Below are 13,217 nucleotides of genomic sequence, written 5' to 3'. Positions count from 1 at the left end.
CCTTTCCTTTCATAATGCTTATCATTAATCCTCTTCTTTTATCCTATATGAATCGGTAAACTTCTGTCTATTCAAACGGGTTGCAGAGTTGTTGTTGGACAACTTTTTTGAAAAGATTGATGTCTTCTATAATGTTTAGACATTCATTGAATATCATTAACTGAGGAGGGATGAAATTGAATTATAAAATAATATTATACTTAGGATGTATTTTGGCTGGTTTTGCCCTATTAAAAGTACCTTTGCATGGATATTTTAAACCATTAGAACCGCTCGTCATTTTAATAGGTATCTTAACAATTCTTCTTTTTGCTTTGGTTATCATTTTTAATGGCGTAATGTTTTTGCTCGGCAAAAAGAGTAAGTTTTAAGTTCAAGATGTTATTACACCAAAAATGTATAGAGAAAAGCCTAAAGAAAGGAGAGGTTCGCTCCTCTCTTTTTCTATTTAAACACTACGAATCGCTTCTCAGCTATTTTTCCAGCTTCTATTGGCAGTTTTTATATGCTTTTGTTAAAAAACTGCTATTAAAACGTTTATATCAGCAGTTTTCCTCTAGCACTTGGTTTAAAACTATCATTAGAAAGGTTTTATCAGCAGTTTCCTTCTTCTACTCACCTTCAAACTGCTATTAAAGCAGTTTTATTAGTAGTTTTTATAGAAATTTTCGTGCCAAACTGATATTAGAGCTGAACCTCTCCCATCCTAGGAATAGATTCCTGAGCACCACTTCTTGTAACAGTAATTCCAGCAGCCTTCGATGAAAATTCTATCCGCTCTTTTGGCGATTTTCCTTCCGTAAACATGACTAAATATGCCCCAATAAACGTATCACCAGCAGCAGTAGTATCCACTACACGAACGTCTGATGCCGTAGTATGAAAAAATTCCCCGCTGTTGTCCGCATAATACGCACCGTCTTTCCCCATTGTAATGATGACCTCTTCCGTTCCTCTTTGTAATAAAATATCTATTGCTTCTTGAACCGAATGGCGATCCCTCACTTCAACACCTGTCAGCATATTTGCCTCTGATTCATTCAAAAAGATACCTGTAAGCAATGGATACAATTCACTTGGTATCTCTTTAGCAGGAGCTGGGTTAAGGTAAACAGGAATTTGGTTAGCACTTGCTTCTTTTATAATACATTCGTTTACATTCCAAGGAATTTCATTTTGTAATAAGATGGTTTGATTTTTATTGGTGAAATCTAACCTTTCCCTCACATCTTCCACCGTAAGCTCTCCATTGGCCCCTTCTTCTAACACAATATGATTATCTCCATTTTCGGCCACCGTAATAAAGGCTAGACCGGAAGTGCTATTTTTCTGTACAATGTCATTAATTTGAATCTGATCTTTCTTTAAAGAATGTAATAATTGTTCACTAAAAGAATCTTCCCCAATCGCCCCTAACATCTTCACATTACCGCCAAGACGCGCAGCAGCAACTGCCTGATTCGCTCCCTTCCCACCTGGATTCATCTTTGTTCCTTTCCCTGCAATCGTTTCTCCAGGCTTCGGAAATGCATCCACTTGTAAAACAATATCCATATTCATACTGCCAACTACAGTTATTGTAGACATATTACTCCTCCAACCTATCAACATTTCCTCACATTATAGCAAAAAGCTAAAAATAATACGTTATTCCGTGCTTGTAAACGCCGTCGTTAGAAGCCCTGGCCACAAGCAAAAAAACGAGAAGTGCCAAGCACCTCCCGTTTTTGCTTATATATGAAAAATCCCTACACTTCTTTAGCAACGCCTGTACGAATAGCCGCGTCGACCACCGCTGTTCTTATTTTTTGCACCACGTCTTGATTAAAAACACTTGGGATAATATACTCTTCACTCAATTCATCCGATCCAATAGTCGAAGCAATCGCCTTCGCTGCAGCAATTTTCATCTCTTCATTAATTGTAGATGCTCGACAATCTAACGCACCACGGAAAATACCAGGAAAACATAAGACATTATTGATTTGGTTCGGGTAATCGGATCTTCCCGTTGCGATAATCTTCGCATATTGCTTTGCTTCTTCAGGCGCAATTTCCGGTATTGGGTTAGCAAGTGCAAATACAATCGGATCCTTAGCCATCTTTTTCACATCTTTCAATGATACGATATCCCCTTTGGATACGCCAATGAAAATATCTGCATCTTCTATAACCGTTGATAACGAACCAGATATTTTCTTAGGATTTGTATGTTTCGCATACCAATTCCAATTGTCATTGTCGTATTTTTGAGTTGAGGTGATCGCACCATTTTTGTCTACCCCAACAATATTTTTAGCACCTGCCGCAAGTAGCATCTTTGTAATAGCCGTTCCAGCAGCCCCTATACCACAAACGACAATTTTACACTGACTTAATTCTCTCTTTGTTAGCTTCAGAGCATTGTAAATACCCGCTAGTGCAACAATCGCGGTTCCATGCTGATCATCATGAAACACCGGTATATCTAACTCTTCTTTTAATCGGTTTTCAATTTCAAAGCATCTCGGAGAGGCAATATCTTCTAGATTAATGCCTCCAAAAGCAGGACTAATCGCCTTAATGGTGGTGATAATTTCCTCTGTATCCGTTGTGTCTAATGAAAGCGGGTAGGCATTAATATCCGCAAAACGCTTAAATAGCATCGCCTTTCCTTCCATCACAGGCATCGCTGCCTCCGGACTAATTTGACCTAAACCCAACACAGCGGTGGCATCAGATACAACTGCAACGGAATTTTTTTTAATCGTCAAATTGTGAGCCAATAATGGATTGTGGTTAATCGCAGAGCTGACCCTTGCTACTTCTGGTGTATAAATGTGCGACAACTGCTCCCGGTTTTTCAGATCAAGCTTTGTATTAATTTCAATTTTCCCACCCAAATGCACTAAAAATGTTCGATCGGAAATGTGCCTGATCCTCACACCTTCCACCAAATGCATTCCATCTTCAATCTGCTTTTGCACATTTTCATTCGCAATTTTCACCGTAACATCTCGAATCGTTTCTTTAGAGGATTCACGAATCACATCAATTGCTACCAAGTCTGCACCACATTCTTCTAAAAAAGCTGTAATTTCCGCAAAGCTCACATTTTTCTTTTGTATTTCTAGACGTAAAATGATATGCATATTAGATTGCACCATATAATCCCACCTTTGTCCTATCCAAGATAAACAATACCCAAACGATCCCTACGAAAACATTGACTGTACTAACTTATACCCCTAGAAGCCAGTTGATAATCCGGATTTTTTAACAATTTGAAATAAAACAGATAAAGACCTCACATTCGTCGTAAAAACAACCCATAGTAACGTTTATGCGAAGAGCAAGTTTTCTATAACCTGTCCGTGAGCAAAAACTCACGCGTTTCATCGGAATAAAGAACTAGAGAGAAACTCCTTTACAAAATACTACCATCCCTTTTCAAATAAAGAAAAACTTGGCTATACGGCAAAAGAAAAGCCTGCCACTCCCTCACCAAAGGAAAGCACCAGGCTCATTCACAATATCCACTATTTTTTCTCTAAACGAACTGCCGTACCATAAACCAGCAGCTCCGCAGCACCATTCGCCACTTGTGACGTCACAAATCGAACATTAACCACTGCATCAGCATCCATTTCTTTCGCCTTTTCCACCATACGATGTGTGGCCATTTGTCTGGATTCAGTCAACAACTCTGTGTACTCTTTCATTTCGCCGCCGATAACATTTCGCAAACTAGCCACAAAGTCTTTTCCTATGTTTTTTGCCTGGACAATATTTCCTCTAACCATTCCTTTCACTTCCGTAATTTCATACCCTGGAACTGTCTCAGTATTGACTAAGATCATGATGATCATCCTTTCTTTTTCCTTCATTCTATCACTTAGAACACCAATAAATTTAAATAGTATGCTCAATACTTCCATTACTGTAGAAGCTTTAACGAGCAACAAACTATAATAACACAGTCGCGATCGGTACCAATAACAAGTCCACACGAATCACAACCACTCTATATAATCAGTGCTGCTACTATTACGAAATACTAACCTCAAAGGTTTCACCAATTTTATGTTATCATTCTACAAGTTAAGATTTGAAATAAAAATGATATACTATAAATATAAGCTAAATTTCGAAATAAGAATAAATGAATGCGGTAAATATTAAGTTACAAAGATTGTCGGAGGATAAAATTATTAAGGGAGGAATTCCATGTCAAATCACTCAAATGCACCATTGTTTAGAGACCCTATTTATGATGGAGCTGCAGATCCTACCATCATTTGGAACCACCTAGAGAAAGAATGGTGGATGATTTATACCAATCGACGTGCTACTGCGCCAGGACCTAAAGTTTCTTGGGTACACGGTACAGATTTAGGAATTGCGTCATCAAAGGATGGGAAAGCTTGGACATATAGAGGAGTTATTAAAGGATTGAACATCGAAAAAGGTAGAAATACCTTTTGGGCACCTGAAGTTTTGTATCATGACGGACTTTATCATATGTATGTGAGCTATATTCAAGGTGTTCCAGATGATTGGCCAGGCCATGAAAGAAATATCCTTCACTATACGAGTAAAGATTTGTGGGATTGGACATATGAATCCACCCTCTCTCTTAGTTCAAATTATGTCATTGATGCAGCTGTGCATAAGCTGCCTGATGGACGTTGGCGCATGTGGTATAAAGATGAAGCAAATCGCAGCCACACATACGCTGCTGATAGCTATGACCTTTATAAGTGGAATGTTGCTGGTCCAGTCATTACGGGATTTTCGCATGAAGGAGTCAATGTGTTCGAATGGAAAGGTTGGTACTGGCTGATAATCGATCAGTGGAAAGGACAAGGTGTTTATCGTTCTAAAGATGGGGAGAGTTGGAAAACAAACGGGATAATCTTAGATGAAAGCGGAACACGAACAGACGATACCGGTTATGGATTCCATGCTGATGTATTGGTATATAATGATCAAGCATATATCTTCTACTTTACTCATCCTGATAGGCATAAAGAGAAAAACGAGGAGTCCTATCGTTTTAAACGATCATCGATTCAAGTTGCACAATTAGATATCGAAAATGATAGACTTGTTTGTGATAGAAATAAAGAAATAACCTTAGACTTAACTATGAAGTGATAAACGCTTCAAAGTATGATTGAACCAAGAAAAAATACTTTCTGTTAATAGCGAAGGTTGATAGAACAAATTGAGACAAAAATGAAGGAATTGTTGGGATTTTCTCAAAAGACATTCTTTAGGAATTTTAGCTTTCAGCAACTGGATTATACGACACTCCTGCGGGAAAGCAACAGCTGAAGATCCCTCGTGGTAAGCGATTTTTGCTTCCGAGGAAGCTGAAGCGTTGCCCGCGGAAAGGGGGTATATTCCAGTTGCGTGTACAATGAGCTAACTTTTAGGACATCTCCTTTTTATTTTTTCAACGAGAGCTCTAAACTGTAAAATCATCCCCCAATCATTGCCATCAAATGCTGCATTTTTTCACGAAAACTTCCATCCTCTATCACCACAAACGGTCTTTCATTCACCAACAGCAGCCCAATGAACATCGGAACTAGAAACAGCATATATACCAAAAACAGCCTTACAACAAAATGACCACGAAACTTTATTACATAATAAACACATAGCGGAATCGCCAATCCAACAGTAACACCGAGCATATTCGCGACCGCATCCAATACCTCTGCACTCCGTGTCTCGATCGTTAATTGACGATACTCCTCTGCTATACCGAATGTAACTAATGCCATCCAAACATAACTCATCCGCCTGCTCACTTTATCACCATTTGATAACATCACCACAACTATACCGATAATCATGGAAAGCATGCCGTAACTCAAAAAATGTATCTGCTTGTCCCATCCCAAAATCAAATCCAGATCAAATCTCATACGCACCATCCTTTAGCAACATTCTTTCCATTGCAAAAGGATTCTAGACTTTTAACGCATAGAGATCATGTTACCTTTTATATCTAAGAACCAAAAAAACGGCCGGCGCAAGGCACCACCCGTTTTTTTAACTACCATATGATTCACTGAAAACGCTTCTGTTTTATTTTGTATCTCCTACCTTCATTTGTCGGTACTTTTTCGGTGATACACCCTCCCGCTTCTTGAAAAGCTTGCTGAAATATTTTTCATTTTGATAGCCAACTTTAAAGGCGATGTCCACAATTTTTAAATGTGGATTTTTCAATAGCTCTGCTGCCTTTTCCATTCGGATTTTCGTAATATAGCCAATGACCGTTTCACCATACTCCTGTTTAAACTTTCGAGCGATATACTCACGACTAAGAAAAAAACGATCGGCAATATCCTGTAGTTTAATATCTTGATCATAATGGTGTTGTAAAAAGGCTTCTATTTCTTGCATACTGCTCTTACTTTTTTGATAGTTAATATCATATAATAGTTCAATTAAATCATAGAATTCCTGTCGCTTCTCGATTTGAAACAGCTTAAAGGAAAAGCTGCCATCCTCTTGCCAAAAATCATGTCTCGCTTGCAATTGCTTAACATTTATCCCATATTCCTTCAACCAATTGTTCTTTAAGACTTCCAATTGCTCTTCCCAAACCTGAAGCTGTTCGATTGAAAGATTATAAGTTGTTTCCATCGACTTGAAAATTGGATTTAATATCTCATCAATTTTTACTTTGCTTCCACTTTGTAAGGCCCAACTTAACTCTTGTGAATAATCTAATAGGTGAAACACTGGACGAGAGTCTGTATCCAGATGTGTCATCACCTGTTTTCGCCGCTTATTTTGTATTAAATTAAAGGTTAACAGCGTATGCAAAGCTGAATCATAAGCAGCTGCAGGATTTGGCATTTCCTTTCCCCTCACACAAGTGCCATACATGTTCGAAAAGGTAAAAATCGATTCATGAACTTTTGATATTAAACAATTTGCTTTTTGGTTATCCCAAATCAGAATGACAATCTCATCCGGTTTATTCATATTTCTAAAACTGACACCCTCTTGTTTTACAACCTCATGACATATATTTAGCAGGGTAAAATAAGCTAAATCCTCATCACCATGAAAGATTTTCTCGATCAGAAACCGGATATGGAGCAATGCAGCCGTACATGAAACAGCACCGACATTCACGTTAATTTCTTCTTCAATTTTTTCGATCGTTTCCTTTGAAATATTAGATTTATGGATAATTCCAGAAAAAAGATGATTCCAATATATTGGTTTTACTGCATTTATCACTTTATTATTTTCTAAATGAGATTGATCTTTTAAATCCTGCTCTCGCCATTCATCTACTGCTCTTTCTAGTGTTTCATTTAGGACATCTGGTTCAATCGGTTTTAAAATGTAATCGAAACTGCCATAGTATAAGGCGTTTCTCATATAATGAAAATCATCATATCCACTAATGACAATCACTTTATATAGATACCCTAATGAATCTAGCCATTTTAACAAAGCAATGCCATCTACATTCGGCATATTCATATCTGTGAAAACAATTTCTGGCTGATGTTCCATAATGATCTTTTTGGCATCCTCACCATCTTTTGCTTCAAATACTTGATGAATACCGAACTTGTCCCATTCAGCTAATAATCCTATTCCTTCTCGTACATGCTTTTCATCATCAATGATTATCGACTTCATACCTTTCACCTTCATCATTTAGTGGTAATCGTATTTTCACAGTAAGACCGCCTGTTTCTCGCTTTTGCAGCTGCAGTTTGGCTCGTTCTTCATAATTCAACTTGAGGCGGTCGTACACATTTTTCAACCCAATATTTGTCCGTTCTTTATCCTTTATATCGGTTTCGTCAAGAAAAGATTGATTGACTGCCTCTATTTGCTCTCGCGTCATCCCTTTTCCATTATCATGGATACAAATGATAAGATAATCTTCCTCCTTTTTCCCTTCTAAATGTAAGTAGCCAACCTTATCGTCGGAGGATTCGAAACCATGTTTAAAATAATTCTCAACGAATGGCTGCAGAATCATTTTTGGTACCATGACATCCATGACATCAGAATCAAAGTCCAGCGTATAAGTGAACTCATCACCTAATCTTTCTTGGTATAGCAACAAATAAGACTTTATATATTGAACTTCCTTATCTAAAGGAACTTTATCTTCTTTCATATCCATTCCATATCTCATAATTTTAGACAGCTGTGTAATCAGCGAATAAACCTTTGGAGCATTGCTTTTCAAAGCTAATGTCCCAATTGATTGCAAAGCATTATACAGAAAGTGAGGATTGATCTGTGATTGCAGCACTTTTAATTGATTCGTTTTGTTTTCAATTTCTAATCTAAACTCCCGATTAATTAAATGATTGATTCTTTCAATCATCTGTTTAAATCTTTCACCGAGTATTCCTATTTCATCGTTTCCTAACGAATCGAATTTTACTTTAATATTGTTTTTTTCAATTTGTTGAATATTCTGAACAAGCACTCTAATAGGCGATGTAATTTTAAACGAAACAAAAAAAGTCGCTATAATGACAAGGGCTAGTCCAATTAAACCAAAGCCAATATTAATTAAACCGATATCATAAGCGCTTTGATGCAACGTGGTATACGGTAAACGCTTAATCAAAATCCAGTCACCTAATGCTTTTGAAATTCGATGATAGACAATAACACCTTGAAAGTTTTCATCATCCCTTTTCAGCACACCACTCTCGTCTTCAGAGGCTAATAATTCTTCCTTCCATGGTGCTTCTTCTTCTGTATAGTCCCGCTCATCAGAGCTGAAAACAACAGATCCGTCTGGAGTCACAATATCTAACGATTCCGTCGGTTCATGATAAAGACGCTTACTTAGATCTGATAGTTTACTAGGATCAACTTCTAATGAAATATACCCGAGAATATGAGGCGATGGAACATTTGCAATAGCTCTGTGTAAAGTAAACGAATGTAAGGAATTCGTGTTTGAAAAGAGATGATTGTTGGATTCAATATATAAATGATTAAGACTCTCTTCTGCCTTGGTGAAAACATCTAACTTTTTATTCATACCCATGGTCGAGTACACAATATTAGACCTATGCGAAACCGTTAATTGATAGTTTTGATTCAGATTAGATATGGTCACTTTCTTGATACTCTCATTTGCATACAAAATAGTAAGCATCACATTGCTAAAGACATCTCTCATCATATAATCTGTCCGGTAATCCGAAGCAGCTAAATGATTCATAAAATCCGGATTATTATAAATGGTCAAAGTAAGACTATTTAACTCGTTTAAATAATTTTCAATATTGATTTTTCCTTGATATAGTAAATTACTATTTTCCTCAATAGCTTTCTCTGTCAACGTTTCCTTTGTATAAAAGAAAGTCACAAACACAGAAGATCCAAACGGAATGATGGTAATAAGTAGTAATAGAACAATCAGTTTATTTCTAATGCTTGTCTTAAACAAGATGGTTCCTCCTATCTTGTCTTTAAAACTAGTATAAGACAAAATAGAAAGCATATCTACATTAGATATGCTTTCTATCAATCATTATTTAAGGTTATCCCAAGTAGCTTGGAACTCTTCTAATACTTGCTCATATTCAATTTGGCCTGTTACATATTTTTGGATGGATGCTGCAAATTCCTTATTAGCACCTTCTGGCCATCTAAACCAAGTCCAAGGAATCGTCTTATCTTCTTTAGAATATTCCAAAATGGACTTTCCTAATGCCCCTAATCCTGAAGGTTCGATATTATCTAAAGCTGGAATAAATGCAAACACTTCTGTCATGTAATGCTTACCTGTTTCTGAAGTGGTCATCCAGTTTAAAAAGAGTTTTGCTTCTTCAAGATGCTCGGAATTTTTATTGATCACATAACTGTTAGGAACACCTACCGGGATACGATTAGAATCGGGATCATCACTTAAAGGAATTGGTAAAAATGCCATATTGATATCAGGGTTTATTTCATATATCATGTTTTCTGTCCAGTTCCCTTGCTGAAGCATTGCTGTTTCCCCACTAGCAAATAACGTCACTTGCGTATTGTAATCGGTTGTTAAAGGATTATCATTGCCATACTGAGTTTCTAAATCCAACACTTTTTGAAAATTCTCAAAATGTTCATTTCCTTCAAAGGTTTCAGTTCCATCATATAAATCTTGTATAAATTGTGCTGGCTCGTCCTGTTGTGCAAACGGAACATTCAATAAGTGTTGTCCAATGATCCACCATTCTCCATAACCTGCTGCAAATGGTGTAATACCAGCAGCTTCTAGCTTTTCAACAGCTTCTTCTAACTCGGAAATGGTTTTAGGAGCTTCAGTGATGCCTGCTTGTTCAAATAAATCTTTATTATAAATAAATCCATATCCTTCTAAGTTAACCGGTCTTCCATAAAGCTTCCCATCTTCATCTGTCATTGGTTCTTTCGCAAATGGCAATACATGTTCTGCCCATGGTTCATTAGATAAGTCAGCTAAATGCTCTTTCCATAGATCCAATTGTTTATAACCACCATTGGTAAAAATATCTGGTGCTTCTCCTGAAGCAAATTTTGCTTTTAATGCGGCATCTCCATCTGCACCCCCGCCAACTGATTCTAATTCTACTTTAATATTTGGGTGCTCTTCTTCAAATTTTTCGATCATCTCTAAAGCTTGATCGTGAATTTCCACTTTCGTATTAAAGAACTCTAAGGTAATCTGTTCTGTTTCGTCTCCAGTTGTTTCAGAACCTGATTCATCACTTGCAGAATCTTCACCTGTATCACCTTTCGTGTCTGAAGAGGCATCTGACTCACCTCCACAAGCTGCCAGTATACCTACGACAAATAATAATGATAAACATAAAAGCATAAATTTTTTCATATTCCTTTGACCTCCTTGATATTTTTATATAAATTTCTGAAGCTTTTTATGGCCTCAAAAATGATATACTTTAGTACGTTCACCCTAACTCCACTTATTTAATAGAGCCTGCTGCAATCCCTTTGATAATATGTTTTTGTAAAAATAAGAAGAAGACAATAATCGGCGCAATCCCCATTACCAGGGCAGCTAATCCCATATCCCACTGTTTCGTATATTGTGCAAAGAATGAGCTTGTTGCTAAAGGAATGGTTCTTAATTCTGGATCCTGTAACACAAGAAGTGGTAATAAATAATCATTCCAAATCCAAAGCGTATTCAAAATGATTACAGTCACCGCAATCGGCTTTAGTAATGGAAATACAATTCGCCAAAAGATACCAAATTCAGATGCCCCATCAATACTTGCCGATTCTTCAATCTCCTTTGGTATCGTTTTCACGAAACCATGAAATAAGAATAGAGATAAGGAAACTCCAAAACCGAAGTACATTAGAATGATGCCATGTATACTATTCATTATTCCTAACATTCCCCCAAGCTTCATCAGAGGAATCATCACGGTTTGAAATGGGATAACCATTGCTGATACAAAGAATATAAATAAGAATTTACTTAATTTATTAGGTGTTCTGACCATTTTCCATGCTGCCATAGAACTAATAAAGACGATACCTGCAATGCTGAATACAGTAATCACTAAAGAATTCAGAAATGCCTTTGGAAAATTTAGAATGTCCCAGACTTTCATGTAATTACTAAATAAGATTTCCTTTGGTAATGCCGCTGCATCTATTAAAATCTCTGAGAATGGTTTAATAGAGTTTACAACAACAAAGTAAAAAGGAACCAGAAAGAGTAGACCTAAACCAATGGCAATCATTTCTATTATAAATGTGCTTTTGGTATATTTCCCTGTTATCATGCTTCTACCTCCTTTTTCTTTGTGAACATTACTTGGCATGTGGTAAAGATGACAACCACGATGAAAAATAAAATAGATTTCGCCGTTCCAAGACCGTATCTATTATTGGTAAACGCTTCTTGATAAATATTAATTGCAACAGATTCTGTAGAATTAAATGGACCGCCGCCTGTCAATGAAATATTTAAATCAAAGATCTTAAATGCCATAGAGATCGTTAAAAAGAAACAAATTGTAAAAGCTGGTAAAATTAATGGAATAATAATTCTCGTTAACACTTTCAAATAAGATGCACCATCGATTTTAGCAGCTTCTAAAAGTGAGTTGTCCACTCCTTGTAAGGCTGCAATATAAATAACCATCATATATCCACTAATTTGCCAAGCAAATACGATCACAATCCCCCAAAAAGCCGTATCCTCTGTCCCTAACCAAGGTTGTTGAAAAAAAGGAAGGCCCGTTAAATCGCCAATAGAAGCAAATCCTTTCACAAAGATAAACTGCCAAATAAAACCGAGTAACAGTCCGCCTATTACATTTGGTATAAAGAATACTGTCCTTAAAATGTTTCTTGTCTTTAACGCTGTGTTTAATATCAACGCAAGCCCAAAACCCGTTACATTACTAATAATAACAGCTGCAAACATAAATTTTGTTGTAAAAAGGAAGGAATTATAAAAATTTTGATCATCCGTAAAAATTTTAATATAGTTATCAAAGCCTACCCATTCAACAGCTGCACTCACCCCATTCCATGATGTAAAGGAGTAATATACCCCCATGAAAAAAGGCGCAATTTGAATAATTAAAAAGAATAGAAGTGCAGGGCCGACAAAGGCAGTATAAGATAAAATTTTCTTTAACTTTGCCTTTCTTTTGGAAGCCATTGCCTGCTCTTTTCCTGTTTGCACATCCACCTTTTTATTTTCTGCATATGAACTCATCTTTGTAGCACCACCTCTTCTGTTTTTGTAATCGCTTTCCTACATTATAAATGTAAGTGCTATCTTTTTTAGTGAATGAAATTGACGGATAAGGGATATAAAATTGACCTTTTTTAAAAAAAGAGATGAATCATTGATTTATCCGGAGTCATTTATAGGAAATCCACTCTACTTTTTATACACAAAATCTCTTCCCCATCAAATATCCGGCATTTTTGTTCAAAAAATAGACATTTTGTTGACGATCACTTCACATCTTGCCATAATAATCAGATAAAGTGAGACTTCCATCAGTGGGGGGCTTCATCCCAACTGATGGTTAGCGAAACTTATCGGGGTGCTAGCGTCCGTTGTTCTCCACTTATTCTTTTTTTCATTATTCTAAGTCTTGAAGTGGGGGATTACGGACGATTGTTCACCGTGATAAACTATGTCTTCTTTATCCACTACCTAGAAACTACTACTAAAACTCCAATCATGTAAACGTTATCAATAA

Annotated in this window: 11 protein-coding genes; 2 read left to right on the top strand and 9 right to left on the bottom strand. The window is 36.6% G+C overall.

Annotated elements, in window-relative coordinates:
* Positions 1–176: 176 nt before the first annotated feature.
* Entirely contained in the window at positions 177–371 is a 195-nt protein-coding gene (locus tag GHD00_RS07265) for a hypothetical protein (RefSeq protein ID WP_240468635.1), read from the top strand.
* 313 nt (positions 372–684) lie between these two features.
* Here GHD00_RS07265 and rbsK read toward each other — a convergent pair whose 3' ends face one another.
* The 3 genes from rbsK to GHD00_RS07250 all read right to left on the bottom strand — a co-directional run bounded on the left by rbsK (position 685) and on the right by GHD00_RS07250 (position 3,839).
* The gene (rbsK, locus tag GHD00_RS07260; RefSeq protein WP_163537486.1) at positions 685–1,587 is read right to left on the bottom strand and encodes a ribokinase; all 903 of its coding nucleotides are present in this window, start codon (positions 1,585–1,587) and stop codon (positions 685–687) included.
* A gap of 161 nt (positions 1,588–1,748) precedes the next feature.
* Positions 1,749–3,146, bottom strand: a complete 1,398-nt coding sequence (locus tag GHD00_RS07255; protein ID WP_240468634.1) for an NAD-dependent malic enzyme — start codon at positions 3,144–3,146, stop codon at positions 1,749–1,751.
* Positions 3,147–3,518: 372 nt separating this feature from the next.
* A complete protein-coding gene (locus tag GHD00_RS07250) occupies positions 3,519–3,839 on the bottom strand; it encodes a YbjQ family protein (protein WP_163537485.1) in 321 nt (106 codons plus the stop codon).
* Between the two features lie 367 nt (positions 3,840–4,206).
* On the opposite strand from GHD00_RS07250, the gene GHD00_RS07245 reads away from it, so the two are divergent.
* The gene (locus tag GHD00_RS07245; RefSeq protein ID WP_163537484.1) at positions 4,207–5,136 is read left to right on the top strand and encodes a glycoside hydrolase family protein; all 930 of its coding nucleotides are present in this window, start codon (positions 4,207–4,209) and stop codon (positions 5,134–5,136) included.
* A gap of 326 nt (positions 5,137–5,462) precedes the next feature.
* Here GHD00_RS07245 and GHD00_RS07240 read toward each other — a convergent pair whose 3' ends face one another.
* From GHD00_RS07240 to GHD00_RS07215, 6 genes are all read right to left on the bottom strand, one after another.
* A complete protein-coding gene (locus tag GHD00_RS07240; RefSeq protein ID WP_163537483.1) occupies positions 5,463–5,915 on the bottom strand; it encodes a VanZ family protein in 453 nt (150 codons plus the stop codon).
* 163 nt (positions 5,916–6,078) lie between these two features.
* Positions 6,079–7,659 carry a response regulator transcription factor gene (locus GHD00_RS07235; RefSeq protein WP_163537482.1) on the bottom strand — a complete coding sequence of 527 codons (1,581 nt, stop codon included), beginning with the start codon at positions 7,657–7,659 and terminating at the stop codon, positions 6,079–6,081.
* Positions 7,640–9,445 carry a cache domain-containing sensor histidine kinase gene (locus GHD00_RS07230; RefSeq protein WP_163537481.1) on the bottom strand — a complete coding sequence of 602 codons (1,806 nt, stop codon included), beginning with the start codon at positions 9,443–9,445 and terminating at the stop codon, positions 7,640–7,642. The genes GHD00_RS07235 and GHD00_RS07230 overlap by 20 nt, the downstream gene beginning before the upstream one ends.
* 84 nt (positions 9,446–9,529) lie before the next feature.
* Positions 9,530–10,852: an ABC transporter substrate-binding protein gene (locus GHD00_RS07225; RefSeq protein ID WP_163537480.1), complete on the bottom strand. Its 1,323-nt coding sequence runs from the start codon at positions 10,850–10,852 to the stop codon at positions 9,530–9,532.
* 94 nt (positions 10,853–10,946) lie between these two features.
* Complete coding sequence (locus GHD00_RS07220) at positions 10,947–11,774, bottom strand: carbohydrate ABC transporter permease (protein ID WP_163537564.1); 828 nt, start codon at positions 11,772–11,774, stop codon at positions 10,947–10,949.
* Positions 11,774–12,664, bottom strand: coding sequence for a carbohydrate ABC transporter permease (locus tag GHD00_RS07215; RefSeq protein ID WP_163537563.1), 891 nt, complete (start codon positions 12,662–12,664; stop codon positions 11,774–11,776). The genes GHD00_RS07220 and GHD00_RS07215 overlap by 1 nt, the downstream gene beginning before the upstream one ends.
* Between the last annotated feature and the right edge of the window lie 553 nt (positions 12,665–13,217).

It is taken from the genome of Gracilibacillus sp. YIM 98692 (assembly GCF_010993965.1).
In the GTDB taxonomy this organism is placed as follows: domain Bacteria; phylum Bacillota; class Bacilli; order Bacillales; family Amphibacillaceae; genus Gracilibacillus.
This window is presented reverse-complemented; position numbering and strand designations above follow the sequence as displayed.